This is a genomic window from Anderseniella sp. Alg231-50, assembly GCF_900149695.1.
GTDB lineage: Bacteria > Pseudomonadota > Alphaproteobacteria > Rhizobiales > Aestuariivirgaceae > Anderseniella.
This window is the reverse complement of record NZ_LT703003.1, coordinates 2,020,617-2,045,650: the sequence shown is the minus strand read 5'-3', so window position 1 is coordinate 2,045,650 and position 25,034 is coordinate 2,020,617. Positions and strand designations below refer to the sequence as shown.

The following is a 25,034-nucleotide window of genomic DNA, read 5'->3' as shown; positions in this document are numbered from 1 at the left end:
ATGCACGGGTCATCATGGCTAAAAAACGATTCGTCCCGTCATGACCCCTACAATCAGCAATGCCAGGACACCGAAGGTGAAACCGGTAAGCCACGCCATCATCAATTGCGAGGTGATGCGCCCGTTGCCTACTTCGAAACTCCGTTCTCCTCTTTGCGCTTCTATCAGCGAATGCGAGGCATGCTCACGGACCTTGGCGATCATTTCCTTCATGTCGCGGGTCTCAAGCATGGTTTCATGCCTGGCCTGTTCCTGGCGTATCAGGCGGAATGTCCGGGGATCGGGCTCCATGACCACAAACGATATATTGTCAATCCAGAGCCGCGGCGGAAATCCGTCCACCATCTGCAAGGGCAGCAGTCCAGCCAGGCGGGGTTCCTGGGAAATCTGCTTTTTCAGGCTTTCATGCAGAGCGGCAAGACGCAGGGTCTGTGCGTCCTTTATGTCAACAAGAGCATCAAAGTGCGCAGCCTGTGCCAGGCGGGCCCGGCGCACATCGCGTTCCAGCCCGTCAATCTGCCGGTTGGCGCTGACACCGCCGTCCCCGCTAATTTCCGGTTGCTGTTCGCTCACCTCTTTGACCCTTTCAATCCGTAATCGGGAAACTGGCGGTCACATTCATCCACTGCTTGCGCGCATGGGCGTTACTTGTGCCAAAAAGGCACATTCACGACGGTTCGCAATGATCTCTCATCGAACTGTTGCATACGTCATGCCAATGTTGGAGTCGCGACGGGTGTGCCCTGCATGTGCCGGTATGGAGTATCGACCGGATTAGCTTCAGCACCAGATCAGCGGTTTCTGAATGGCCGTGTCAGCAAGCCGAAAAAACTCTCGTCATGACGGCGTTCAACCCCTATCGGCATGTCCTTCCAGCGGTTCGTAGCCGACCGGCTGGCGAAGACGATGTCCCATATCGACAGGATGTTGGCGTAGTTGCTGTCGGTGTCGGACCGGATAGCATGATGATGCACCCAGTGGATCGATGGTGTCACCAGTACTTTCGACAGCGGCTTTTCCAGCCAGCGCGGCAATGCCACATTGGAATGGTGGAACAGCGCCATGGTCAGCACGCAGGTCTCGAACACCACCACCGACAGGAGGGGAATATCCAGCAGCCAGATCACGGCTGCACGCACCAGCGCCGACATGACCACTTCGCCAAAATGAAACCGAACGGCCGAACTTGCGTCGAGAAACTCGTCCAGGTGATGAACTTCGTGAAAACGCCACAGAAACGGAATTTCGTGATTGGCGCGATGCCACCAGTAAATCCAGCAATCCAGAATGATGATATCAGCCATCAGGCCGACACCGCCCGACCACCAGTCGGGGCGCCAGCCCAGCGCATGAGTGGCAGCCAGGGCCGAAATCGGAATGACCAGGACCGGCGACAGGCCGGCATTGAGCAACAGCAGCCCAAAATTCTTGGCCAGCCGCCAGGCATTTTGTGCCAGCGTTTTCAGATGTGCACCGGCAAGCGGGCGGGCATTGGGAAAAACCCGTTCAAGCGCCAGAAATGCGATTGCAACACCGGCAATCCACAGGGTCTTGTATTCCAAAAGGCTGTCAATCTGGTCCATGGCGCCATTGTAGGGTTGTTCCGGGTTCAACAACACCTAACATCCCTGTGAAAGACCTGCGGCAAAACTTCACTCTGGCGCACCGGGTTTTTGCTGAATGAACCGCCACACCAGCGGCATCGCCAGTGCAATCAGCACAAACCGGCCGATCTGGTGCGCTCCGACAAAGGCAGGGTCAAGCCCGAGGGCGAATGCCATGATGGTCATGGCCTCCATGCCGCCGGGTGCAAACGCCAGCACGGTCCAGGCAAACGGCACATCCGCAATCATGCTGGCGGCCGCAGCGCCTGCGATGCTGACCGCCAGCGCCACGCCCAGTCCGGCCAGGCCTGCACCCCCGATACTGGCAATATCGGCAGGTTTCACCCCGGCAAACCGCATCCCGATCATGGTGCCGAGAAACACGAACACCGGCACCAGCAGCCACAACGGCAATGTGCCATGCACCACTTCACCCACATGCATGGCAGCACTAGCCAATGCAGGTCCCAAAACCAGGCCGGCGGGCACCTTGAGCTTGTCGAAGATGAAACCGGCCACCAGCCCTGCGCCCAGCACCATGACAAGATCACGCAGGGAGCCCGGTTGCGGCAACACCTGTGGCGGCGCATCGGACAAATCCCCCAGAGATGAAATCAGCGACGGCAGGATTGCCACCAGCACAAACAGCCTGATCACCTGGGACACACTGACTTTCTTGAGGTCCGCGCGAGTATCAGCCGCCAGCGCCAGCGCCACCGACAGGGCACCGGGCATGACGGCGAAGTACGAAGTTGCCCGGTCCCAGCCATACACCTTTCGAAAAAACACCACGCCGCTCCACACCAGCACCACCATGGTTGCCGCCAGCGCCATGAAGCTCAGGGGCCACCGCGACAGCGTGTTCAGTGTTTCAGGTGTCACCGCACCGCCGATCTGCAGGCCAAGCAGAATGAATATGATCTTGGACAGATGCCGGGGCATGGGCTGCCTGATAACGCCCGACAGGGACGCTGCCGCCACCGTCACCACGGATCCCGCCAGCCACGGCGCCGGCAATCCAAGCCACCAGAACACGGCACCGCCGCCGAGCCCGATTGCCAGTGCGGCAATGACCTGTTCAAGGTCCTGTTTGGTCAATCCGGCAATCAATTCTTGCGTTCTTTCAAACCGTTCACCACTTCGTCCGTGTGTTCGCCGAGCCTCGGGCTTGCCCGGTCGAGTTTCAATGTGCTGTCGGAAAACACAATCGGTGTGCGCACACTGGGCACCATGACACCGTCGCCGTCAGCTACGTCGACGCACAGTCCGCGGTGTACGATTTGCGGGTCGGTAAATGTGTCCTCGACCGAGTTGATCGGTCCGGCCGGGATGAACTTCGCATCAAATTCCGCCAACATGTCATCACGCTTGCGCTGCGAGGTTTTTGCGGAGATCAGTACCGCCAGTTCATCGCGGTTCTTCACCCGGTCCTGGTTGGTCCGGAAACGGGCATCGTCAATCAGCTCGTCAAGACCCAGCACCTGGCACATTTTCGCCCATTGCGGCTGTGATCCGGTGGCAATGATCAGGTGACCGTCACTCGACGGGAAAACCTGGTAGGGCACGATGTTGGGATGCGCATTGCCCATGCGCTTCGGCGATGTGTCCGACACCAGGTAGTTCATGGCCTGATTGGCCAGTACCGCACTCATGGCGTCCAGCAGGGCCATGTCGATATGCTGGCCTTTGCCTGTCTGGCTGCGCACCATCAAGGCCGACTGGATTGCGATAACACCGTAAAGCCCGGTGAAAATGTCGGCAAACGCAACACCCATTTTCTGCGGCTGGCCGTCAGGTTCGCCGGTCAGGTCCATGATCCCGGCAAGCCCCTGGATCATGAAATCATACCCCGCCTTGTGGGCATACGGCCCGGTCTGGCCGAACCCCGTCAGCGACAGGTAAATCAGCTTCGGGTTGAGTTCGCGCAAGGACGCATAGTCAAGGCCATATTTGGCCAGGCCGCCAACCTTGAAGTTCTCGACGAACACATCGGCGTCCTCGACCAGGGCACGAATGGTTTCGCGCCCCTCTTCCGTCTTGAAATCCACAACGACCGATTTCTTGCCCCGGTTGGTGGAGTGGAAATAGGCCGCATCGCCATCCGACCCATCGGCCCGCTTGACGAACGGCGGACCCCAGTTGCGGGTGTCATCGCCGCCCGGGCTTTCCAGCTTTATGACCTCGGCACCCAGGTCAGACAGTGTCTGCCCGATCCACGGACCTGCCAGGATCCGCGCCATTTCAATAACCTTGAGGCCCGCCAATGGTGCCGTCATGTATCAGTCTCCAGTTAACTTCAGCCGACCGGTGTGTGGCCGAAACTCTTCATTGCCAGCAGTGCGTCCACACCACCCAGTTTTTCAATCAGCATTTTCTGATCCGCAAACGCATCCCGGCTGACACTTTCCGGATCGACAGCATGTCCCATGAGGTTGCGAAGCATGTCACGCTGGCGTTCATGTTCACGCGACCTGCCAAGATCATTCAGTTCCTGCGGATCATCATCCAGATTGAATAGCTGTGCAGCGTGGCCGTTTGCGTAATAGACGTATTTCCATTCGCGATAGCGCAGCATGGTTATGCCGCACGGGCTGCCGCCATCGTGATACTCCGACAGGATGAAACGATCAGGTTCGGGGTCGGAAATGATGTCCTGAAGCGGCCGAGACATCCAGGGCTCGCGCGCGGGCTTTGGCTCAAGACCAACGGTTTGCTGTACCGTGGTGGCCACATCGGTCAATGAGACCGGTGTTGAATTTATGCCCTCGCCGATCCCCGGACCCATCATCATCAGTGGTACGGCTACGGCATCCTCGTACATCACCGACTTGGCCCAGAAGCCATGACTGCCCAGCATTTCTCCATGATCCGACAAATACATCACGGACGTGTCGCGCGCGCCGCCGGTATCTTCGAGCGCTTCCATGACCCGGCGGATATTGTCGTCCAGAAAACTGACAAGGCCATAATATCCCTTGCGCGCCACATCGCGCATGCCGTCGTCGAAATGATCGTCATAGTTCCAGAACTGCGCCATCTGCTGCAGCACATCATGCTCGGGCGGTTGTGCTGCCGGCCCTGGTATTTCGGCGCGCTCATACAACCGGTAATACGCTTCCGGGCATTTGAGCGGATAATGCGGGCTGACGAACGATACAAACAGGCACCATGGCCGGGTCTTGAATTTCGTCGCATATTTTTTCAGCCATTTGACAGCTTCGTGGCTTACCCGGCGGTCATACTCGGTGTACTCGGTTTCACCCGGCCCGATGTCTTCACTAAACGCTTTTGTATCGTCATAGGCAGGCACCGGATCGCGCAACAGACCCTGCACCCACCCTGCTCCGTCATTGGCCAGATACATCGGTTCGATTTCTTCATCGAAACCATGATCGTCGCCGGCCCGCCTGAAGTGCAATTTTCCGATGGACACCACCGGGTGGCCTGCTTCGCGCAACCGGTGCATCCAGCTTTCATGCTGACCGTGATAGGGCTCAGCCGACGACCAGCAGCGGGTTTCATGCACCTGCAGGCCGGTTGCCAGGGACGCCCTGGCCGGCACGCAGATCGGCGAAGGTGTGTAGGCATTGGAGAACCGGGTGCCGAGCCGGGCAATGGTGTCAAGCGTCGGGGTCCGCGCCACCGGATCCCCGTAACAGCCGGTCACGCGCCGTGCATGTTCGTCAGAGCAGAAAATGATCAGGTTGGATGGGCGATGGTCGGGCATGATGCGCGGCAATTTGCGTTAATTTTCACGCCGGTGGAAGCCCCTGTCGCGCATGGCGTGCCTGCATATACCAAAGGGATCAATAGTTACTTGCCCCGGCATAAACAACTTGACCTCGACTGAACTGTTTTGGAGTGTGCAATCAATCAACAAAAAAGGAATGACTGTTCATGCTGCTCAAAGACAAGATCGCAATCGTAACCGGCGCTTCAGGTGGACTGGGCCTGGCCATCGCAACCAGTTTTGCCGAACACGGCTGCAAGGTCGTGACCTCTGATGTCACCGACGAACAAGGCGAGAAGGCCGCTGCGGACTTGCGTAAACAGGGGTATGACGTGCGCTACTCGCATTGCGATGTAACAAAGCGGGCAGACATTCAGGCCCTGATCGATTTCACGGTCGAAACCCATGGCCGGCTCGACATCATGATGGCGAATGCAGGCATCGTGACCGTCTCCGATCCGCTGGAGCTGTCCGAGGAAGACTATGACAAGGTGATGGCGGTCAACCTCAAGGGCGTGTTCATGTCGGGCCAGCTGGCGGCGAAACAGATGCTGACGCAGGCACCGGATGAAAACGGCTCGAAGGGCAATATCATCAACATGTCTTCCGCCAATGCCGTGCTGACCATCCCGGAAATCTCGCCTTATGTCATGTCGAAGGGCGGGGTGAACCAGTGGACCAAAGCGTTTGGCATCCGGCTTGCCCAGGAAGGGGTACGCGTCAATGCCATCGGTCCTGGGTCAATTGCCACGGAAATGTTCCAGACCGTTGCCGCCAACCCCGAAAAGATGCGTGCCATCATGTCCCGCACACCGATGGGACGCCCCGGCGAGCCTGACGAAATAGGCAAGATTGCCGTGTTCCTGGCATCCGACTTGTCCAGCTATATCACCGGCCAGACCATCTACCCTGATGGCGGCAGGCTTGGGTTGAACTACACCGTACCTGTGAAGGAGTAAGTCATGAGCAAGGCCACCCGCCGGGGCAGACGTGGTGGCCGTGCCGAAGGCGCAATCCGGCCTGAAATCCCTGTGCCAGCGTACGTCAAGCGCCGGATACCCTTTTTCGAGTTTCTCGATGAGGCCGGTCTGGTGGCGCTTGAACGGCAGGCCGACTGGCTGATTGAGCAAATCGGCCTGGAATTTCGCGAAGACGCCGACGCGCTGGAGACCTGGCGCACGGCCGGCGCGAGGGTCACTGACACCCGCGTGCGGGCCGATGCAGCCATGATCCGTGAACTTTGCAAGACGGCGCCATCGCAGTTCACCCAACTGGCCCGCAATCCGGAACGCACTGTCACCATCGGCGGCGACAACCAGGTATTCGCGCCCATTTACGGTGCACCCTTTGTGCGCGACCTGGAAAACGGCCGCCGCTACGGCAGTATTGCCGATTTCGAAAAACTGGTGAAACTCACCTATATGCTGCCGGGTTTGCATCATGGAGGTTTCGTCACCTGCGAGCCGTGCGACGTGCCGGTCTCCAAACGCCATCTCGACATGCAGTACCTGCACATGTCCCTGTCGGACAAGCCGCATCTCGGCGCCATAACCGAAGGCTCGCGGGCCGAAGATTCTGTTGCCATGGCGCGCATTCTTCACGGCCGCGAAACCTTCGACAACAATTGCGTCATCATGGGCAACGTGAACACCAACTCTCCCCTTCTGGTGGACAAGGTGGTGACCGAAGCCATCCGCGCCTATTGCGGCAACGGCCAGGGCATCGTGGTTGTACCGTTCATCCTGTCTGGCGCCATGGGGCCGGTTTCAACGGCAGCATCCATCGCGCAGGCTCTGGCGGAAGCCATGATGGTGTGTGCGTTTTCGCAGCTCATAAAGCCGGGAGCCCCTTTCATCCTTGGCAATTTCCTGTCCTCCATGAGCCTCAGGACCGGTGCGCCCACATTCGGCATGCCGGAACCGACCATGTCGAACTACGTTATCGGGCAGCTGGCCCGCCGGCTCGGCCTGCCATTGCGCTGCGGCGGATCGCTGACCGCGTCAAAGATCGCGGACGCGCAAGCGGCCTATGAAAGCGCCGACTCCATGCATTCAACCGCTCTGGCCGGGGCCAACTTCGTGCTGCACGCCGCCGGATGGCTGGAAGGCGGGCTGTGCACCGGCTTTGAAAAGCTGGTCATGGATGCAGACCGGCTCGGCGCCTATCAGGTATTGCTTCAAGGCTTGCCTGTCGATGACAATGCGCTGGCACAGAGCGCCTACCGCGAAGTTGAACCCGCAGGCCATTTTCTCGGCTGCGCCCATACCATGGAAAATTACCAGACCGCATTTTATGAAGCGGTGATGTCAGACAGCGAAAACGTGGAGAACTGGGAAGAAAAAGGCTCGCAGGACATGGCCCTGCGCGCCTCGAAAAGGGCCAGGCAGTTGCTTGACGAATACCAGCCGCCGGAACTTGATGCGGCAGTGGACGACGAGTTGAAAGACTTCGTTGCCCGCCGCAAGGCAGAACTGCCCGACGCCTGGTACTAGGGTTGCCGGCAGTGCAAAAAACCCCTGGTCAGCTGGCCAGGCTTTCCACGCGGGCACCGACGATCTGATCAGCCAGTTTGCTGTCAAGGCGTTCCAGATGATCGAACTCGGCGGTGTAGGTTGCCACACCTGCAGTGGACGATCGCAGTTCAATGATCATGTCCGACAAGGTCGATTTCGGGATCAATGCCTGCACCGTGTCCCAGCCGGGCCAGCCTTCGCGGGGCTCGAACCCGAGCAGTTGTCCACGCCGTTGCGGTACCATTGTCGTGATGCTGGCTATTGCGTCGGACGGCGCATGAACGGACACCTTCATGATCGGCTCCAGCAGCACCGGGCCGCACTGCGGCATGCCTTCACGCATGGCAAGATTACCGGCCAGCTGGAACGCCATGTCGGACGAGTCCACATTGTGATACGAGCCGTCGGACAGGTTGACGGCGACATCTACGACGGGAAACCCCAAAGGACCGCGTCCCAGATAGTCACGCACGCCCGACTCCACCGAACTGATGAACTGTTTCGGCACCGCGCCGCCGACAATGGTGTTGGTAAATTCGAAACCGGAACCGGGTTTCCGTGGCTTGATCTCCAGCACCACGTCGCCGTACTGGCCATGTCCGCCGGACTGCTTCTTGTGGCGTCCACGCTGGGTAACAGATTTGGTAATCGTCTCCTGGTAGCCAATGTCGGGAGCATGGGTATGGATTGTGATCTGGGAGCGGTTCTCCAGCCTCTCGACAGCGATCCGCAAGTGCATCTCGCCGGACCCGTGCAATACGGTTTCAGAAGCTTCCTGATTGTGCTCAACCCGGATTGACGGGTCTTCATCCACCAGCCGGGACAGGGCCGTAGACAGTTTTACCTCGTCACGCCGGTCGGTCGGTCTGATACCAACAGCGTACAGGGACTGCGCGGTTACCAGGGGTACGATGTCCGGTGGGGTGGTTTTCTCCGCGTACAGGACAGACCCGGTCGTAACCGGGTCAAGCTTGCCGAGTGCCACGGTTTCACCCGTTGCTGCTGATGACACCTTGCTGGTCTCGCGACCGAGCAGGCTATGCATGCCGGATACTCTCAGATTGCTGTGCTCGACAGTTGCCAGGTTGTCCCCTTCTCCCAGCTTGCCCCTGAGCACACGGACCACCGACAGCTTGCCCGAGTGCGATGTATGGATGGTCTTGATGACCCCTGCGGCAGTGTCTCCGGTGTCTGAAATACCCAGCCGTTCACGGGTTGAACTGTAGTCCGGCGCATCGTGGCGAAGGGTTTTCAGCAAACGCAGAATGCCGGTGCCGTTTTCCGCAGACCCGAACAGCACCGGTGTGATCCAGCCGTCATGGAGTTCCGTCGTCAGGTCCTGCAGCACCACATCTATCGGCGGCGATACATCTTCCAGCAACTGCTCCATCAGCACATCGTCATGATCGGCCAGTGTTTCCAGCATCGCAAACCGGGCATCTTCCTCGCGTGACCGGTCTTCATCACCCACCTCGGAAACTTTCGCTTCGGCATGCGCACGGTAGGTGTAGGCGCGCTCCAGCGCCAGATCGATGCAACCCGTAACCGCCCCGTCTTTCCAGATCGGAATCTGACGCAGCAATAGCGGGTTTTCACTGGCTGTTTGCAGCATCTGCAAGGTCTGCTGAACCGAGCCGGCCGCCTTGTCTATCTTGTTGAGGAACAAAACCCGCGGCAGGCCGATCTCGTCCAGCCGTCTCAAGGTCAGTTGCAGGGCCGGCAGTTTCTTTTCATCCGCCTCGACCACCACGATGGCAAAGTCACAAAACCGCAGAACCGGTTCTGCTTCATAGGCGTACTCCACTGATCCGGGACAATCCACCAGTGTCAGGCTGTCTCCCTGGTTGGATACTGTGGCAACAGTTGCCTCGACACTCATACCGTGGGCACGGGCTTCCGGCGACCCGCATCCGACCATATTGCCTGAAGCGGCAGTGTTCTGCCGCGGTATGGCACCGGTACGCGCCAGTATTGCTTCCAAAAGTGTTGTCTTGCCGCTCGACATTGGCCCGATCAGTGCGGCGCACTTGGGCCCTGACGGTCTGCTACGGGGGGATGCTTCCATGACTCAATAACCTCCGCTCAATCGCATTACGCGAAATCCCGGATGTTATGGTTGGATCGACCGGGACACCGATCTCTGCCTGGTATTAGTCTGCAGTCATCATGCTTTCACCAATTGAGGAGAAGAGCAAGAACCCGGAGTCGGGTTTGCCGGTCGACCAGTTCTGAAACAATGGAATTTGGGCGCTAATGATCCAGCCGACGGGCCAGTTGCCGGTAAGCTAAATGCTAACGGACCAGGTGCCGGGTCAGCCGTTGTTCCAGCCAATCCCAGGTTCTGCGCAGGATTTCGACGATCGAGAAATACATGATCGCCGCCCACAAATAGACGTTGAAGTCGAAGGTTCGCGAAAACGCCAGTTTTGTAACCCCCATCAGATCAAACACTGTGACCAGGCTGGCCACCGCCGAACCCTTGACCATGAAAATGATTTCATTGCCCAGAGGCCTCAGTGCGGTGATCATGGCTTGTGGAAAAATGATCTTCCAGAACGTCACGCTTTTTTTCAGGCCGAGTGTTTCGGCCGCCTCGCGCTGGCCGCGCGGAATGGACTCGATTGCAGTTTTGTATATCTCCGCCTGATAGGCGGCCGTGTTGAGAACGAAAGTCAGCAACACACAATTATAGGCATCACGGAAAAACCACCACAGGCCTGCCGATTGCAGCTCGTCCGCAAACTGCCCGGCTCCGTAATACATCAGGAACATCTGGCACAGCAGCGGCGTACCCCTGAACAAATACACGTAAGCAAACGAGAGACCCTGCACGACCGGTGAAGCCGACAAACGGGCCAGCGCCAACGGAATGGCAACCAGACCACCAAAGACAATCGGGAACACCACCAGCTTCGCCGTAACGATCAGGCCGTCGACCATCCGGGGCATGTACTTGAAGAAAACGTCCGGATCGAAGGAACTGTAGAGCGACCAGACAAGGCCTGCTCCTATCGCAATCCACACGCCACACAGCGCTGTCCCGACGATGCGCGACACTGTCCATTTGCGAACGGTTTCGGGTGGTGGATTTCTGGCTTCGATTATCTGGACAGTGGTATCGCTCATGCCACGCGCTGCTCCCCGCGTTTGACATGGGCCTCAACCGCGCCCAGTCCCCTCGACGATATGAGCGAGAGCACCAGATAGATGAGCAGAGCCACTGCATAGAAGAACAAGGGCTGTTTGGTCGATCCTACCGCGATATTGGTGTTTCGTAACAGATCATTAAGTGCAATTACCGAAACCAGCGAGGTTTCCTTGAGCAGGATAAGCCACAGGTTGCTCAAGCCGCCAATCGAAAGCCTGATCAATTGCGGCAGTGTGACCAGTCGAAATGCCTGCCAGCGGGTCATACCCAGCGCCTGGGCCGCTTCGGGCTGTCCGGCCGGAATCCCCTTGAACGCCGACACGAACACCTCACTGGAGAACGCTGAAAACACCAACCCGAGCGCCACCATGCCGGCAACAAAACCATTGACCTCGATATAGGCATCGGTAAACAGGGCAAATATCTGCTGTAATATGATCTGCCCGCCATAGTAAACTATGAGCAGGGTCAAAAGCTCCGGTAATCCGCGAAAAATTGTAGTGTAGACATTGGCTGCGGTTTGAAGTGATCTCTCGCCCGACGTCTTGGCCAGCGCAACCAGCAGGCCGATGGCCAGTCCAAACGGCAAGGTTGCCAGCGCAAGACTGACCGTCAGCAGGGTGCCGGCGGCAAGTTCGTCGCCCCAGCCGGTAGGTCCCCAGGCTAATTGTGTGATCAGGTCCATCATGCGGCCATTCACTCACCCCTTAAAAAAAACCCGCCGTGACTGTAGCACGACGGGTGATAATGTATAGCAGACTAATCTGAGCGATCAGTAAACAGAGAACGGGAAGTACTTGTCGTTAATCTTCTTGTAGGTTCCGTTTTCAAGAATCACAGCCAGAGCGGCATTGAGCTTGTCTTTCAACTCGTCTTCGCCCTTGCGGACCGCCATGCCGGCACCCAGGCCGAACCACTTGGGATCATTGTGGCTCTCACCAATGTGCTCGCAGCAGGAGCCGTCGCCACCGAGCCAGGCGAGAATGACAACACTGTCAGCCAGCACGGCGTCGAGACGGCCGGCGGCCAGGTCGGCATTGGCTTCATCCTGCGTTGCATAAAGCTTGACGGTCGAGTCCTTGTAATTGTCTTCAAGGTATGACGAATGCGTGGTCGAAGACTGCGCACCAATTGTCTTGCCTTTCATGGCTGCCGGGCTGGTGTCCGACATATCGGAGCCCTTCTTGGCAACAAACTTGGCAGGCGTGTTGTAGTACTTGTTGGAGAAGTCGACCTTCTTCTTGCGCTCTTCGGTGATCGACATCGACGCGATGATCACGTCGTACTTCTTGGCCAGCAAGGCCGGAATGATACCATCCCAGTCCTGGGCAACGAAACTGCACTCTGCTTTCATTTCGGTGCAGATCGCCTTGGCGATCTCAACATCAAAGCCCTGCAGCTCGCCGTTGGAGTCGATGTAATTGAACGGCTTGTAGGCACCTTCTGTACCAACCCGGACTTTCGACCAGTCTGCGGCAAACGCGCCACTACTCATTACAGCCGTTGCAAGTGCTGCCAGGGCCAGGCTTTTAAATCTTTTCATGTTGCAAATCCCATTTGTAATTTTGCTCACTACGGTAAACGTCTCTACTCCCCCCGTGTGACCGGCAAATCATGGAGCAGAATACTCAGGATTGTAAAGACTGTCCCAAGGTCAACTTGCACTATTTATAGGCACTTAAGCAACAGTGGCTCACCTCAACTGGTTATCTCTAATAATCTGAAAGCATTCAAGTTTACGAATTCGAGTTGGAACAGCACGAAATCATTGCAACCCTAACGGTTGATGACATACTCCCCCGTCAGGTCCGCCTCTATCAGTTCCTGTGTCCTGTCAGCGGGGTCGCCATAACCTCCGCCACCGGGCAGTTTCAACACCAGGCGCCTGTCGTGCGGCACATGTTGCCTGCCTTTTCCTGCGAGCTTGGTCCCGTCATCCAGCGCCACACTGCCAGCAGCCCCTGCTGCGCCACCCTCGCGCCCGCGCGGTGCATGATTGATGCGGTCGAACATGGCGTTGAAGAAAAACTCATAGCCTTTGTTCGGGGCAATTTCGATCACCTGTCCCAGGCCGCCGCGATGCATGCCTGCGCCACCCGATCCAGACCGCAGTTCCTTGCGCCATACGGTTATCGGCCCGACCTGCTCGGTTGCCTCGACAGACATGGTGCTCACACCCGACGGAAACGCCGTTGCATTCAGCCCATCCAGTGTCGGCCGCCCACCGGTGCCGCCGGAGTTGAACATCAACACTTCCGACCGTGGCAGGCCCGACATCGGATCGACCGGCCGGGCAGCTATCTGGACATTCCACAAACTGCTCGACCCTTCAGCCGGCACCACCCCGCCCATGCATTTGTGCAACGCGCCAAGCACCACGTCCGGCAACATCTGCCCCGTGACATGGCGTACCGACACAGCCGACGGGCGCGGCGCGTTCAGAATGCTGCCCTCAGGCGCGATGATACGGAACGGTTCCAGCGAGCCTGCATTGTTCGGCACTTCCGGCGCAATGGCGCATTTCAGGCCGTAGCAGGCATAGGCACGGGTATAGACCGCAGGCACATTGACACCGAATTTGCTGACGCCCGAGGTGCCGGCGAAGTCTGCCACCAGGTCGTCCCCGCTGATCGTCAGCGCCACCTTCATCACCACCGGCGCATCATAGCCGTCAGCCGTCATTTCGTTGTCGTAGGTACCGTCCTGCAGGGCCGCAATCCTGGCATGTGTCGCATTGCGGCTGGTATCCATGATGAAATCCGAAAGCCCTTCCAGATCATCAAGCTGGAACTCGTCCATCATGTCCTGCAACCGGTTGTCACCAGCTTCGTTGCAGGCGGCAAGCGAATAGATATCGCCGACCACCTGGTCGGCTTCGCGCACATTGTTGCGCACGATCTTGATCAGGGGTTGGCTCACCTCATCGCGTTCGGCAAACTTCATGATCGGCAGCAGAATGCCTTCTTCATAGACTTCATTGGCATCAGGACCAAAGCCGCGCCCGCCGACATCGACCACATGCGCGGTGGACGCGAAAAAACCGACCAGCACGCCTGCCCGGAAAGACGGCGTCACAACCGTGAAATCGTGCAGGTGACCTGTCCCCTTCCACGGATCGTTGGTGATGTACACATCACCTTCAAACATGTTTTGCAGGCTGATTTCTTCCATGAAATGCGACACCGACTCAGCCATGGCATTCACATGTCCCGGCGTGCCGGTAACCGCCTGCGCCATCATGCGCCCGCGCCTGTCATAGACCCCCGCAGACAAATCTCCGGCTTCGCGCACCGAGGTGGAAAATGCTGTCCGGATCAGCGTTGTCGCCTGTTCTTCGACGACCGCAATAAGCCGGTTCCACATGATCTGGTTGTCGACATTGCCCAGGTCACTCATTGGCTTTTTCCCCCGTCCTGCCTGGCGCTCAGCCACAATGCCCCGTCAGCCTGCGCAACCGCCGTGAATGAACTGGTCACGATGGTACAGGTCTCGTCCTCCACGATAAGCGCCGGCCCATCGACGAAATCACCAGGCGCCAGATCGCCGCGCATGACCTCCTGCCCTTCCACAAATTGCCGTGTCTGCGCGTCAAGGAAGCGCCGTTTTCGATGCGCTACAGCCGCGCGCAACCGCTTCTGGTTATCCAGTTTCATCACGTCCGGCAAAGGTGTCGTGGCCACAACCGACCAGTTGGCAATCTCGATATCAAGGTCATCGATGGTGCGCCCGAACAGGGCCCGGTAGGCCTTCTCGAATTCAGATGTAAACAGGCTTACATCACCTGCCTCAAACCGCTGGGCCGGTATCGGGACAGGAATCTCCCAACCCTGCCCGCGATAGCGCATAAAGGCGACAATGCGTGTTTCGGTCTGCGCATCACCAACCCCGTGGCGCACAAAGGCGGCCGCAGTGTCCTGCATTTCGCCAAGCAGTTGATTGATGCGGCCAGCGTCAAAACTGCTCAGCCGAAAGAATGCGCCGCGGGTTTCTTCATAGGAAAACGGTGCCCGCAGGAAACCGATTGCCGAACCGACGCCGGCTCCCGGGGGAACGATAATGTCCTGCACTCCCAGCTTTTCAGCCTGGCGGCAGGCGTGAAGCGGCGCGCCGCCCCCAAACGCGATCAGCGCGAACTGCGACACGTCCTTGCCGTTTTCAACGGCATGAACGCGCGCCGCATTGGCCATGTTTTCATCCACCATCTCCGTCGTGCCAAACGCCGCGGCCGCGACATCCATGCCCAAGGGTTTGCCGATATCCGCTGCAAGCGCCTGTTCGGCATTCGCGGCTGACAGGACGATGCTGCCACCGGCGAAATTGTCCGCATCGATCTTTCCCAGCACCAGGTTGGCATCGGTCACCGCCGGTTTCGTACCACCTCGCTGGTAGCAGGCAGGCCCCGGTTCTGAGCCTGCGCTTTGGGGCCCGACACGGATCTGGCCCATGTCATCCACATGGGCAATGGACCCGCCGCCTGCGCCGATCTCGACCATTTCCACAACCGGCGTCGACACCGGCATGCCCGAGCCCTTCTTGAAGCGATAGGTCCGCGCCACTTCAAACCGGTTGGCTGTCTTGGGCTTGCCGTCCTCGATCAGGCATATCTTGGCCGTGGTACCGCCCATATCAAACGAAACCACTTTCGAAAGCCCGTGGCTGAGAGCAAAGTTGGCAGCGTAGATCGCACCGCCGGCCGGTCCGGATTCAAGCAGGCGCACCGGAAACTGCATAGCCGTCTCAATGGAAATGATACCCCCGCCCGAGTGCATCAGAAACACCGGGCAGGAAATGCCGATTGCCGACAGTTGGTCCACCAGGCGGCCCAGATAGGCTTTTGCCATGGGCTGCACATAGGCATTGGCTATCACCGTATTGAATCTCTCAAACTCGCGCATCTGCGGCGAGACGGCCGAGGACACCGACACCACCACGTCGGGACAGGCCCTTGCCAATGCGGCAGCCATGGCACGTTCATGGGCCGGGTTTGCATAGGCATGCATCAGGCCGACCGCCACTGCCTCGTAACCGCCATCGGAAACCTTTGCCGCCAGCGCATCCGCTTCAGCCGGATCCAGGGGTTTAAGTACCTTACCGGTGGAATCCATGCGCTCCGACAAGGTCAGCCGGTGCGCGCGATCCACCAGTGGTTTCGGCAAGACAATATCGAGGTCATACTGCTCGAAGCGGTTCTCATTGCGCATCTCGATGACATCACGAAAACCTTCCGTGGTGATGAATGCCGTCTTGGCACCGCGGCGTTCAATCAGCGCATTGGTCACCAGGGTCGTGCCGTGGATCACCATCGAGATTTTCGATGCATCTATGCCGGCCCGTTCAGTCACCTGTTTCAGTGCAAGCACCACCGCCCGGTCCGGGCTTTCATGGTCGGTCAGCACCTTGGTGGAGATGATCGCGCCGTCTACTTCGAGGGCAACATCGGTGAATGTGCCGCCAATATCCACGCCGGCGCGAACCGGCTGTGCTGTACCTGACCCCATGAAAATCCAACTCCGTATCGCAACCTTGAAACCCTGTGGCCTATCTCGTGATGATTTCCGGCCCCATCAATGTAGTCGGCAGCCAGGTCGAGATGATCGGAATATAGGTGATCATGATCAGAAACACGAACATGATTCCGACCCATGGCAAAGCTGCCCGGACAACATTGATCACCGACATCTGGGCGACACCTGCGGTGACAAACAGGTTCAGCCCCACCGGCGGTGTTATCATGCCGATTTCCATATTCACCACCATGATGATGCCCAAGTGAATTGGATCAATGCCCAGTTCAACGGCAATCGGAAACACCAGCGGTGCTACAATCACCAACAGGCCCGACGGCTCCATGAACTGCCCGCCGATCAGCAGGATGATATTGACGATAACCAGGAACATGATCGGTCCGAACCCGGCTGCCAGCATGGCTTCGGTAATCACCTGCGGGATACGTTCTTCGGTCAGCACGTGTTTCAGGATCAGCGCATTGGCGATGATGAACATCAGCATGATGGTCAGCTTGCCGGCATCGACCAGCGTTTTGCGGGTGTCCGGATGGGTAATCACCGTCATGACACTGGAAAGATGGCGATGGAACGGCCTGTTGGGTTCACCGTCGGCAGTCGCCAGGGGTCCCATGTCCTTGTAGACGAAATTGGCAATGATGAAGGCATAGACGGCCGAGACGGCTGCAGCTTCGGTCGGCGTGAAGATGCCGCCATAGATGCCGCCGAGAATGATGATGATCAGCATCAGGCCCCAGCCCGCATCACGGCCGGCGTCCCACACTTCGCCCCAGCCTTTCCAGGGTTGCGACGGCAGGCCTTTCCACTTGGCCCAGACGAAAATCCCGGCCATCAGCATGAAGCCGGCGAGCAGTCCTGGAAACACGCCGGCCAGGAACATCCGCCCGACCGACACATCGGTGGCGGCTGCATACACCACCATGACGATGGACGGCGGGATCAGGATGCCGAGGGTACCGGCATTGCAGATGACGCCGGCGGCAAACTCTCGCGAATACCCGACCTGGCGCATGCCGGCGATAACAATCGACCCGATCGCCACCACCGTTGCCGGGGATGACCCCGACAGGGCCGCAAACATCATGCAGGCAACAACGCCCGCAATGGCCAGGCCGCCCTGGAAGTGGCCCACCAGAGCAATGGAGAACCGGATGATGCGCCGGGCCACGCCACCGGTGGACATGAAACTGGACGCGAGAATGAAAAACGGGATGGCGAGCAGCGTATAGTGCCCGTCAAAGGCGGAAAACAGCGTCTGCGCAATAGACGACAATGATGTGCCGGAATGCAGCAGCAGGAACGCGATACTCGACAGGCCAAGGGCAAATGCAATCGGCACGCCGATCAGCATGAGGCCAATGATCAGGCCGAACAGCAGGACGACTTCCATCGGATCAGCCTTCCTCTTTGTCACTGGCCGGGATCTGGTCCTCGACCTCATGGGAGACGATGAGCATGTCATCCTTGCCGGTCGCGATGCGCCAGGTCGCCTGCAGCATTCGGTACAGGAGTAATGTCATGGCGATCGGCAGCACCGCATAAGGGATAAATCGCGGCAGTTTCTCATAGCGTTCGCCGTCATTCAGCCAGTCGGCAAGGAACTGCAGAAAGAACGGCATCGGCACATCGTCGGTTTCATAGAACGCCTGCGGACCAATGAACGGCGACCAGTAGTCCCATGCCCCTTTCAGCATCAGCACGGCGAATGCCAGGCAGCACCCGGCTGCGATCAGCGAACAGGCTCTCCGGCCACCGGCGGGCAACAGGTTCACCACCACGTCAACGCCAATGTGAAAGCGCTTCTTGATGCCATAGGAAACCCCCATCAACACCAGCCAGGCAAACAGGAACACGGTGGTTTCAAGTGCCCACAGGATGTTGGAATTGAAGATGTAACGCGCCACCACGTTGGCGAAGGTGATCAGCGTCATGATGGCAAGCGTGACTGCCATGAAGGTTTCTTCGATTGTGTCGCCAATTGACGTGCCGCTGTCTGCTCCCTGCCCCGACATGACTGATCCCTCCCGATTGTCTGCCCACAAAGGTTTGCATATATAAAAAAACTCCGCCACCGGCTTTGATAACCGGTGACGGAGCCAATTTGTAATATCTGCAGCCTAGCTGCCCTTGTTGTAGGACTGTGCTGCCTCGATCAGGTCTTTGCCGATATCGCCTTCGAACTTGGCCCACACAGGCTTCAGTGCATCGACCCAGGCCTTGCGCTGCGCCGCATCAAGTGTGCGCACGGTTCCACCGGACTCGATGATCTTCTGCTTGTTGGCTTCGTTGACTGCGGTGGACTCTCCATTGCGGGTCTCGGTGACCTCCTTGAGAATCTGCGCAAGCTGGTCACGGGTACCGGCATCAAGTCCGTCCCACCATTTTCCCGACGTCACAACCAGGTAATCGATGATGCCGTGATTGGTTTCCGTCACACCGTCCTGCACCTCGAAGAACTTCTTGCCATAGATGTTCGACCAGGTGTTTTCCTGACCGTCGATGACCTTGGTCTGCAAACCGCCATAGACTTCCTTGAACGACATTTTCTGCGGGTTTGCGCCAAGCTGTTCAAACTGCGCCACCAGCACGTCTGATGCCTGCACACGGAACTTCAGTCCCTTGGCGTCTGCCGGCGACATCAGCGGTTTGGACGCCGACATCTGCTTCATGCCGTTGTGCCAGAACGCCAGTCCCTGCAGGCCGCGCTTCTTCATGGCGTTTTTCAGCTTCTCGCCGTCGGCAGAAGTCTGGAACCGGTCAACCGCATTGATGTCTTCAAACAGGAACGGCAGGTCGAAGACGCGGAATTTCTTGGTGAATTTTTCAAACTTCGACAAGGACGGAGCGGCCAGTTGCACATCGCCGGACAACAGCGCTTCCAGCACCTTGTTGTCATCGTAAAGCGACGAGTTCGGGAACACTTCCATGCACGCCTTGCCGTTCATTTCCTTGTTGACGCGTTCAGCCAGCAGGGTTGCGGCAATGCCTTTCGGGTGCTTGTCGGTATTGGTCACGTGGCTGAACTTGATCACCTCTTCACCGGGATCACAATTGGCCAGTGCACCGGTCGCTGACACGGCCAGAAAACTGGTGGCAACTGCCAGTGCTTTGAAAAATTTCATGGGTACTTCCTCCACTCGGTTTAATAACTTTTTTGCTCAAGAAACCCGAAACGCCGGTTTCATCGTCTGCCTATCGACGCATATTCAGCATACATCGATCAAGACCAATTACCCTTTTTAGACAACTGAATCTACACCGGGTGTCATCCCTGCCCGGTTGATCGACGTCAATGATGGGTTTTGCCAACCGATGCATGCTGGGCAGTAAAGCAAAAAAGGATAGTCCATGAAACAATTGATCATGACCGGTGCAATGCTTGCGCTTGTGGTTACGGCAGCAAGCCAATCGGGACTGGCCGAAGATGTGCCGGCATGGCAACTGGCATTGCAAAACCAGTTACTGGCCGAAAAGCAGTGCAACCTGAACTACCTGACCAACGTCAAGGTGCAGGAACTCGGCGCCATCACCAGCGTTGAAGCGCGTGCGCATTGCGTAAACGGACAGGCCTATGATGTGCGCTCATTGAGCGGCACCAACAAATTTGACATTCGCGAATGCGGAATAACCATTTGCTGAGACAGCCTGGGATGGAGCCGCAGAGCAGGTATCGTCGTGCTATCTCTGCACAACAATCCGGCTGACGTTACCGGCTCCGTCGAAATGGATCTCCTCCACGCCGGAAGAGCTGTTTCCGTCCATTGTGATCACAAAATCAAACACCACATGGTCGCAACGCTGCCGATAGTTTTCCGCCTGCCAGTGGACATCCGGGTTGGCTGCAAAGAACGACTGCATCATGGTCATGATCGCGTCTGCACCATCATGACGCCCGACACCGGCCGAACGGTAGCTGCATGCAGGCGCAAGCATCGGCTTGATACGGGCAATGTCATGAGCATTGGAAGCCGCGACATAGGCTTTCGCTTTTTCGATCAACTCATCCATAGACCGTACCCCTTTTTCATTTACCCCCTATCCGCTACAGCACCGGATATGAGCCATCTTCATCATGGGTCTCCTCACCCACCAGCGCCGGTGTAAACACGCAGACAATGCGCAGGTCTGTGACGGCCTTCAGTTCATGGCGATCATGCTTGTCGAGCGTGTACATGACGCCTGGAGCCAGGGCATGCGTCTCACCGGTTGCACAATCGGTAACAATGCCTTCACCTTCGATGATCAGGTTTGCTTCGACATGGTTCTTGTACTCCATCATCTGGATGGTTCCCGCAGCGACCATGGTCTGTGTCAGGGTAAAACCGACACCGTCGTCACGCAGCAGGTAGCGTGAACTGGCCCATGCGCCGGGCTTTTCACGATACCTGCCTTGTGCTTTCAGGTCTTCCAGCGAACGGACAATCATGACGGCGTCTCCATTTTGTTTTCGGCCCTGTCACTGCATATCATGAGCCGGCCCGCACCGGTATGACGGCTTTGGCTATCTCGTCTATGTGAACATGGTCGGTACCGCAGCATCCGCCCCACACATTGATGTGCGAAAATCTCCGGGCCATGTCGGCCATCTGCTGTCCGAGTTCCACTGGATTGCCTTCCTCGAGATGGCCAAGCTGGCACAGTGTACCGTGATCGAGTGACGATGCGTTGGGACGCAGTCCATAAATTCGCTTTACCCATGGACCGGGCGCCTCGAACGCAGCGGCGAAATCAACCGGGTGCGTGCAGTTGACCATGTAATATCGCGGCCCGTCACCGGTGGCGCGGTCCACTGACCTGATCGCTTCGCCCAGCGCCGTTCCGGATTTGAGATGGCCGTCCTTGTTCAACGCAAAAGACACCACCACGGGCATGTCATGATCCTGGGCGGCACGGGTAACCCCGATTGCCTCATCGACCTGGCTGAATGTTAGCGCTGTGACCAAGTCGGCTCCAGCCTGCTTCATGGTGGCGATCTGTTCTGAATGGTAGTCTTCAGCTTCATCGGCTTCCATGATGCGGCCAATGTCATAGGCATCGCCGCGGGGCCCCACAACACCGCTTACCGGCATAGGGCTGTCTGCGGTTTCGTACTCCCGCGCCAGGTCCTGGTAAAACCTGATGCCCCGGACAACAATGTCGGTGAGAGCCTCGGCGGAATAACCGAGCTTCTCGCCCCAGTCGCGGCTGGTGCGATAATGCAGGCCGTCAAGCACTGCGCCCACCTTGTGCTTCAAAGCCACCTCGATCAGGTTGACATGATAGGCACGCAGGTCGGCCATGGCATGCTCGTCGTTGATCAGTTCAAACAGGCAGAAGTTTCTGAGTTCGTGGCCTTTCTTGTATTGCATATGGGTTTCAATACCACCTTCGGTGAGGAACATCCGGCCATCAGGTTCTGGTAATCTAGCGTTCATGAACAAGGTCTCCTTGTTGATAAGGGATGAGCGGCATGGTCGCGGCATGCGCGCTGCCGGTTGACCTCCAGCCCGGCAGAGCTGCCAGGCTGGAGAAAACCGGTTCAGTTGTTTGGTTACGGGGCAAGCGCACGCCTTCTGCGAGACCACTTGCGGGCTTCGCCATACGGGCAATGCCTATCTGTGCCTGCCGAAATTCTGCAGGTCGACGACATCCGATCGGCTCAGGCCGATATCCCTGAGCATGCGATCGTCAAGATCCCGCAAGGCCGTGTAGGCGGCGCGGGCCTCGCGCATGCGCTGGATGCGGCCGGCAATCTGCATGGCCGCACCGCGTAGGGCTTGGAATATGTTCGAGCCGAGTGGCCCTTGTTTCGACCGGCTCGCGGTCGTGATTGAGGTATTCATGGTACTTGTCCTGGTCTGTTGTATTGACAGCCTGCCCGGCACCGGACATGGGTCAGGAGGCAGGCTGGCCATTGCTTGGCGGCGTAAATACCGGACCCTGTATTTCCGTGAGGTGATAATTGTCACAAGCAGGACAATTCTTCCGCAGGTATCTTGCTGGACGGGTTGTGGGTTTACAGATTACTAGTGTAAGAACCGCACTGTTCCAGCAAATTTGCGGCGCACTCGGGGGAAATGGTGATCCGGCACAGTCTCATTCACAGAAGCGCTGACAGGGAAGAAATTTTCCGGCAACTTGAGCCGGTCTGCTGGTCGGACGAACTCGATTGCTGGCTGGTAACCGGCCCCGATCAGATCAGGACCGCTCAAAAATCCAAAGACCTTGTTGTGATCAACCACCAGGCTGAAGTTCAACAGGTCAGTCAGCGGTTAAAGCTGAACCTGGATGACATCTCCGATGTGCTGGGCAGTATGCCGTTAAGCACCGAAGGAACTGACCACTCTACCAGGCGCAAAAGAATTACGGAGAAAATCAAGGCTGCAAAACCGGCCACGCTTGCTCATTTTGCGGACCTGGCAGACAAGACATTCAAACAATGCATCGCCGGAAAGCGCAATGTAGAACTGGTTTCAAGTCTGTTTTACCCGCTTGCTTCCGATATTGTCCTGAATATCAGCGGCGTCAATCCGCGAGGCAGGCCGGATTACCTTTCCGTCACCCAGATATTCGACAGGGCACTGGGCCTGAAACGCCGCTTGTTGATCAACGATGAATTGCAGCACATGCGTTCACAGGTTTCGCAAAGCTCAAGCACTGACGATGCAAGTGATGCTCTGGCGCTTGCCATTCTGGGATCCGATTCACTGCTGGGTTCATTCTCATTGAGTTTCATGGAGCGCGTCAGGTCCAACCCGGACGCGCTTCTTTGTGACATGGACTGGAGCCGTCAACTGACCGCGACGTCTGTTCCGTTCATTGAACGACAGGCCGTCAACGATCTTGATCTGGCAGGCACACACATCTCGGCCGGGCAGCGCGTCAGGCTCTATCTTGATCGATTTTCATATGAAACGATTGGCAACAGGGCGGGTTTTTTCGGCCTCGGCCGTCACGCCTGTCCTGGTCGCTCTGTCTCGCAGGGCGCCTGGCAAATTCTCGGAAACATGTTCGCGCAGTACCGCCTCAGGGTCACCGTCAACGACATGGAATTTCGACGCGCCGACAGCATGTTTTCGTTTCCAACCAGACTGGAGGTGAACTTTCATGAAGGATGATGTGCAGACAATATGCCTCGCCATTATTCGAGACACCTTGAAGGACAGCCTCCAGGCCGGATTGACTGACGAAGAGCTTTTGCAGACCGAGGTGCAATCGCTCCGGCTGGACAGCCTCGCCAAGATGGAGATGATCCTGAACATTGAAGACACGCTGCACATCATGATGGACGAGGTTGAAATATCCAACGCGGCCTGCCTGCAGGATATAGTCAACCTGGTAGACCATCGCTCGACTGAAAAAGTCTGATGCAGGTCGCCAGGAGCTTCGACTATCTGAGAATAAAATTGGCCCTGCTTATCCTCCAGTTGAACATTCTGGCAAACCGGACGAAAGACCATGATGCTGTTTTTAACGCTGCGTGGACCCTGTCGAAGAGGCTTGGATTTTTGTTCAACGCCTTTTCATCGAACGGCAATCCCTGGGGTTACGAGGTCCACCATGTGGTCTATCTGCGGCTGCTGAGAATGCTGCACCGCATGAAGCCCGGCTACATCCCGGTGGTGAGAGTGGCCAATGAAGATGTCATCGCGAATGTATGTCGGAACGGGTCACCAACCGTCATCGTCGCACTGCATTCGCCGGTGGATGCCGTGCTCTCTCGGGTCCTTCAGGAACGCGGCTTTCAACAAGCGGCAGTGGCGGCAAATCCCGAAACTGTAGGCGACAAGGCGGCCATACTGGGCTTTCAGGGACAGCAGCATTTCATTGCCAGTACCGAAAATACACTGTTGCAGATCAGACGGGAGTTGCGTCGCAACGGGACCGTGCATCTATGTATCGATTTCAGGGGAGACGATGCAGACAAGCCGGGATATTTCATGAGCAGTTCAATTTTCAAACTTACGAAACTGATGGCGCTGAATGTTGTCTTTCTGGACACACAGGTTACCCGAGGCGGACAGATCAAGCTGTATATGCAGGTCCACCAAGCAACAGAAGCAGACACCCCGCATGATGTCGCGGGTGCTTTCCTGCACTGGCTGAAGACCGACCGCGGCCATACCCGCAACTGGACCATTGTGCAGACAAGGCCGGAGAGATGACCTCTCAATCCTGGCAACGCAGTGCCTGATCCAACGGGTGGCTGATCTACAGACTGCCAGACGACACTTCCGTCTGACTGACAATGACCTTCGATCTCTGCGCCTCAACATCAATCCTGATGTTTAACCCGCACCCGGTATTCAAACTCCAGATATCCGGCTGGCGGCTTGTAGGCCAGCGCAGGAACAACTTTGCCCATGAACGCCAGGATCGAACGCTCATTCATGGACAGGGCATAGGCGACATATGCCGGATCGCGGGACAAGTGCATCTCTTCTGTTCTAGCCCGCCACCAGTAGACCGCATTCACACACAGTAACAAGAAGCAGTTGGCGACCGCGACGCCACCCCCCTCATTGATGATGAATG

Annotated in this window: 25 protein-coding genes; 6 read left to right on the top strand and 19 right to left on the bottom strand. The window is 57.4% G+C overall.

Features of this window, described 5'->3' with window-relative positions:
• Positions 1–18: 18 nt before the first annotated feature.
• From DHN55_RS09655 to DHN55_RS09635, 5 genes are all read right to left on the bottom strand, one after another.
• Positions 19–573 (bottom strand): hypothetical protein, encoded by a 555-nt coding sequence (locus DHN55_RS09655; RefSeq protein WP_108881080.1) that lies wholly within the window; start codon positions 571–573, stop codon positions 19–21.
• Between the two features lie 218 nt (positions 574–791).
• Positions 792–1,613 (bottom strand): sterol desaturase family protein, encoded by an 822-nt coding sequence (locus tag DHN55_RS09650; RefSeq protein WP_337660113.1) that lies wholly within the window; start codon positions 1,611–1,613, stop codon positions 792–794.
• A 39-nt stretch (positions 1,614–1,652) separates the two neighbouring features.
• Positions 1,653–2,702 (bottom strand): AbrB family transcriptional regulator, encoded by a 1,050-nt coding sequence (locus DHN55_RS09645; protein ID WP_337660112.1) that lies wholly within the window; start codon positions 2,700–2,702, stop codon positions 1,653–1,655.
• 8 nt (positions 2,703–2,710) lie between these two features.
• The gene (locus tag DHN55_RS09640; protein ID WP_108881077.1) at positions 2,711–3,880 is read right to left on the bottom strand and encodes a CoA transferase; all 1,170 of its coding nucleotides are present in this window, start codon (positions 3,878–3,880) and stop codon (positions 2,711–2,713) included.
• A 20-nt stretch (positions 3,881–3,900) separates the two neighbouring features.
• Positions 3,901–5,331, bottom strand: a complete 1,431-nt coding sequence (locus tag DHN55_RS09635) for a sulfatase-like hydrolase/transferase (protein WP_337660111.1) — start codon at positions 5,329–5,331, stop codon at positions 3,901–3,903.
• A 170-nt stretch (positions 5,332–5,501) separates the two neighbouring features.
• Between DHN55_RS09635 and DHN55_RS09630 the strand changes: the two genes are divergently transcribed.
• Together DHN55_RS09630 and DHN55_RS09625 are read left to right on the top strand one after the other, a co-directional pair.
• A complete protein-coding gene (locus DHN55_RS09630) occupies positions 5,502–6,293 on the top strand; it encodes a glucose 1-dehydrogenase (RefSeq protein ID WP_108881075.1) in 792 nt (263 codons plus the stop codon).
• A gap of 3 nt (positions 6,294–6,296) precedes the next feature.
• Positions 6,297–7,826 carry a trimethylamine methyltransferase family protein gene (locus tag DHN55_RS09625; protein ID WP_108881074.1) on the top strand — a complete coding sequence of 510 codons (1,530 nt, stop codon included), beginning with the start codon at positions 6,297–6,299 and terminating at the stop codon, positions 7,824–7,826.
• 28 nt (positions 7,827–7,854) lie between these two features.
• On the opposite strand, the gene DHN55_RS09620 is transcribed toward DHN55_RS09625, so the two are convergent.
• The 9 genes from DHN55_RS09620 to DHN55_RS09580 all read right to left on the bottom strand — a co-directional run bounded on the left by DHN55_RS09620 (position 7,855) and on the right by DHN55_RS09580 (position 19,642).
• Positions 7,855–9,912, bottom strand: a complete 2,058-nt coding sequence (locus tag DHN55_RS09620) for an elongation factor G (RefSeq protein WP_108881073.1) — start codon at positions 9,910–9,912, stop codon at positions 7,855–7,857.
• A gap of 227 nt (positions 9,913–10,139) precedes the next feature.
• The gene (locus tag DHN55_RS09615; RefSeq protein ID WP_108881072.1) at positions 10,140–10,973 is read right to left on the bottom strand and encodes an ABC transporter permease subunit; all 834 of its coding nucleotides are present in this window, start codon (positions 10,971–10,973) and stop codon (positions 10,140–10,142) included.
• Entirely contained in the window at positions 10,970–11,683 is a 714-nt protein-coding gene (locus DHN55_RS09610) for an ABC transporter permease subunit (RefSeq protein ID WP_108881071.1), read from the bottom strand. Before DHN55_RS09610 ends, DHN55_RS09615 begins: the two co-directional genes overlap by 4 nt.
• 84 nt (positions 11,684–11,767) lie before the next feature.
• Positions 11,768–12,538, bottom strand: a complete 771-nt coding sequence (locus tag DHN55_RS09605; protein ID WP_108881070.1) for a lysine/arginine/ornithine ABC transporter substrate-binding protein — start codon at positions 12,536–12,538, stop codon at positions 11,768–11,770.
• Positions 12,539–12,771: 233 nt separating this feature from the next.
• A complete protein-coding gene (locus DHN55_RS09600) occupies positions 12,772–14,391 on the bottom strand; it encodes a hydantoinase B/oxoprolinase family protein (protein WP_108881069.1) in 1,620 nt (539 codons plus the stop codon).
• Positions 14,388–16,493, bottom strand: coding sequence for a hydantoinase/oxoprolinase family protein (locus DHN55_RS09595; RefSeq protein WP_108881068.1), 2,106 nt, complete (start codon positions 16,491–16,493; stop codon positions 14,388–14,390). The genes DHN55_RS09600 and DHN55_RS09595 overlap by 4 nt, the downstream gene beginning before the upstream one ends.
• 40 nt (positions 16,494–16,533) lie before the next feature.
• Positions 16,534–17,910 carry a TRAP transporter large permease subunit gene (locus tag DHN55_RS09590; protein ID WP_108881067.1) on the bottom strand — a complete coding sequence of 459 codons (1,377 nt, stop codon included), beginning with the start codon at positions 17,908–17,910 and terminating at the stop codon, positions 16,534–16,536.
• A gap of 4 nt (positions 17,911–17,914) precedes the next feature.
• A complete protein-coding gene (locus DHN55_RS09585) occupies positions 17,915–18,532 on the bottom strand; it encodes a TRAP transporter small permease subunit (protein ID WP_108881066.1) in 618 nt (205 codons plus the stop codon).
• A gap of 105 nt (positions 18,533–18,637) precedes the next feature.
• Positions 18,638–19,642 carry a DctP family TRAP transporter solute-binding subunit gene (locus DHN55_RS09580; RefSeq protein WP_108881065.1) on the bottom strand — a complete coding sequence of 335 codons (1,005 nt, stop codon included), beginning with the start codon at positions 19,640–19,642 and terminating at the stop codon, positions 18,638–18,640.
• 226 nt (positions 19,643–19,868) lie between these two features.
• On the opposite strand from DHN55_RS09580, the gene DHN55_RS09575 reads away from it, so the two are divergent.
• Positions 19,869–20,159, top strand: a complete 291-nt coding sequence (locus tag DHN55_RS09575; protein ID WP_337660110.1) for a hypothetical protein — start codon at positions 19,869–19,871, stop codon at positions 20,157–20,159.
• 39 nt (positions 20,160–20,198) lie between these two features.
• Here DHN55_RS09575 and DHN55_RS09570 read toward each other — a convergent pair whose 3' ends face one another.
• The 4 genes from DHN55_RS09570 to DHN55_RS09555 all read right to left on the bottom strand — a co-directional run bounded on the left by DHN55_RS09570 (position 20,199) and on the right by DHN55_RS09555 (position 22,342).
• Positions 20,199–20,528, bottom strand: a complete 330-nt coding sequence (locus tag DHN55_RS09570; protein WP_108881063.1) for a nuclear transport factor 2 family protein — start codon at positions 20,526–20,528, stop codon at positions 20,199–20,201.
• Between the two features lie 34 nt (positions 20,529–20,562).
• Entirely contained in the window at positions 20,563–20,946 is a 384-nt protein-coding gene (locus tag DHN55_RS09565; RefSeq protein ID WP_108881062.1) for an ectoine synthase, read from the bottom strand.
• A gap of 40 nt (positions 20,947–20,986) precedes the next feature.
• Positions 20,987–21,934, bottom strand: coding sequence for a homocysteine S-methyltransferase family protein (locus DHN55_RS09560; protein ID WP_337660109.1), 948 nt, complete (start codon positions 21,932–21,934; stop codon positions 20,987–20,989).
• Between the two features lie 177 nt (positions 21,935–22,111).
• The gene (locus DHN55_RS09555; RefSeq protein ID WP_337660108.1) at positions 22,112–22,342 is read right to left on the bottom strand and encodes a DUF1127 domain-containing protein; all 231 of its coding nucleotides are present in this window, start codon (positions 22,340–22,342) and stop codon (positions 22,112–22,114) included.
• Positions 22,343–22,576: 234 nt separating this feature from the next.
• Here DHN55_RS09555 and DHN55_RS09550 point away from each other — a divergent pair, with 234 nt between their 5' ends.
• From DHN55_RS09550 to DHN55_RS09540, 3 genes are read left to right on the top strand one after another with little or no spacing between them, the layout of a single operon-like run.
• On the top strand, positions 22,577–23,617 hold the full coding sequence (locus DHN55_RS09550) for a cytochrome P450 (RefSeq protein WP_108881059.1): 1,041 nt from the start codon (positions 22,577–22,579) through the stop codon (positions 23,615–23,617).
• On the top strand, positions 23,607–23,867 hold the full coding sequence (locus tag DHN55_RS09545) for an acyl carrier protein (RefSeq protein ID WP_108881058.1): 261 nt from the start codon (positions 23,607–23,609) through the stop codon (positions 23,865–23,867). The genes DHN55_RS09550 and DHN55_RS09545 overlap by 11 nt, the downstream gene beginning before the upstream one ends.
• Before the next feature lie 59 nt (positions 23,868–23,926).
• A complete protein-coding gene (locus DHN55_RS09540; RefSeq protein WP_337660107.1) occupies positions 23,927–24,664 on the top strand; it encodes a hypothetical protein in 738 nt (245 codons plus the stop codon).
• A gap of 110 nt (positions 24,665–24,774) precedes the next feature.
• On the opposite strand, the gene DHN55_RS22290 is transcribed toward DHN55_RS09540, so the two are convergent.
• Positions 24,775–24,936: a hypothetical protein gene (locus DHN55_RS22290; protein WP_337660106.1), complete on the bottom strand. Its 162-nt coding sequence runs from the start codon at positions 24,934–24,936 to the stop codon at positions 24,775–24,777.
• Positions 24,937–25,034: the final 98 nt, after the last annotated feature.

Excerpts from the sequence above, each read along its gene's own strand:
- DHN55_RS09640 (WP_108881077.1), bottom strand. The coding sequence starts at position 3,880 with ATGACGGCACCATTGGCGGGCCTCAAGGTTATTGAAATGGCGCGGATC.
- DHN55_RS09635 (WP_337660111.1), bottom strand. The coding sequence starts at position 5,331 with ATGCCCGACCATCGCCCATCCAACCTGATCATTTTCTGCTCTGACGAA.
- DHN55_RS09630 (WP_108881075.1), top strand. The coding sequence starts at position 5,502 with ATGCTGCTCAAAGACAAGATCGCAATCGTAACCGGCGCTTCAGGTGGA.
- DHN55_RS09625 (WP_108881074.1), top strand. The coding sequence starts at position 6,297 with ATGAGCAAGGCCACCCGCCGGGGCAGACGTGGTGGCCGTGCCGAAGGC.
- DHN55_RS09620 (WP_108881073.1), bottom strand. The coding sequence starts at position 9,912 with ATGGAAGCATCCCCCCGTAGCAGACCGTCAGGGCCCAAGTGCGCCGCA.
- DHN55_RS09615 (WP_108881072.1), bottom strand. The coding sequence starts at position 10,973 with ATGAGCGATACCACTGTCCAGATAATCGAAGCCAGAAATCCACCACCC.
- DHN55_RS09610 (WP_108881071.1), bottom strand. The coding sequence starts at position 11,683 with ATGATGGACCTGATCACACAATTAGCCTGGGGACCTACCGGCTGGGGC.
- DHN55_RS09605 (WP_108881070.1), bottom strand. The coding sequence starts at position 12,538 with ATGAAAAGATTTAAAAGCCTGGCCCTGGCAGCACTTGCAACGGCTGTA.
- DHN55_RS09600 (WP_108881069.1), bottom strand. The coding sequence starts at position 14,391 with ATGAGTGACCTGGGCAATGTCGACAACCAGATCATGTGGAACCGGCTT.
- DHN55_RS09595 (WP_108881068.1), bottom strand. The coding sequence starts at position 16,493 with ATGGGGTCAGGTACAGCACAGCCGGTTCGCGCCGGCGTGGATATTGGC.
- DHN55_RS09590 (WP_108881067.1), bottom strand. The coding sequence starts at position 17,910 with ATGGAAGTCGTCCTGCTGTTCGGCCTGATCATTGGCCTCATGCTGATC.
- DHN55_RS09585 (WP_108881066.1), bottom strand. The coding sequence starts at position 18,532 with ATGTCGGGGCAGGGAGCAGACAGCGGCACGTCAATTGGCGACACAATC.
- DHN55_RS09580 (WP_108881065.1), bottom strand. The coding sequence starts at position 19,642 with ATGAAATTTTTCAAAGCACTGGCAGTTGCCACCAGTTTTCTGGCCGTG.
- DHN55_RS09575 (WP_337660110.1), top strand. The coding sequence starts at position 19,869 with ATGAAACAATTGATCATGACCGGTGCAATGCTTGCGCTTGTGGTTACG.
- DHN55_RS09570 (WP_108881063.1), bottom strand. The coding sequence starts at position 20,528 with ATGGATGAGTTGATCGAAAAAGCGAAAGCCTATGTCGCGGCTTCCAAT.
- DHN55_RS09565 (WP_108881062.1), bottom strand. The coding sequence starts at position 20,946 with ATGATTGTCCGTTCGCTGGAAGACCTGAAAGCACAAGGCAGGTATCGT.
- DHN55_RS09560 (WP_337660109.1), bottom strand. The coding sequence starts at position 21,934 with ATGAACGCTAGATTACCAGAACCTGATGGCCGGATGTTCCTCACCGAA.
- DHN55_RS09555 (WP_337660108.1), bottom strand. The coding sequence starts at position 22,342 with ATGAATACCTCAATCACGACCGCGAGCCGGTCGAAACAAGGGCCACTC.
- DHN55_RS09550 (WP_108881059.1), top strand. The coding sequence starts at position 22,577 with ATGGTGATCCGGCACAGTCTCATTCACAGAAGCGCTGACAGGGAAGAA.
- DHN55_RS09545 (WP_108881058.1), top strand. The coding sequence starts at position 23,607 with ATGAAGGATGATGTGCAGACAATATGCCTCGCCATTATTCGAGACACC.
- DHN55_RS22290 (WP_337660106.1), bottom strand. The coding sequence starts at position 24,936 with ATGCACTTGTCCCGCGATCCGGCATATGTCGCCTATGCCCTGTCCATG.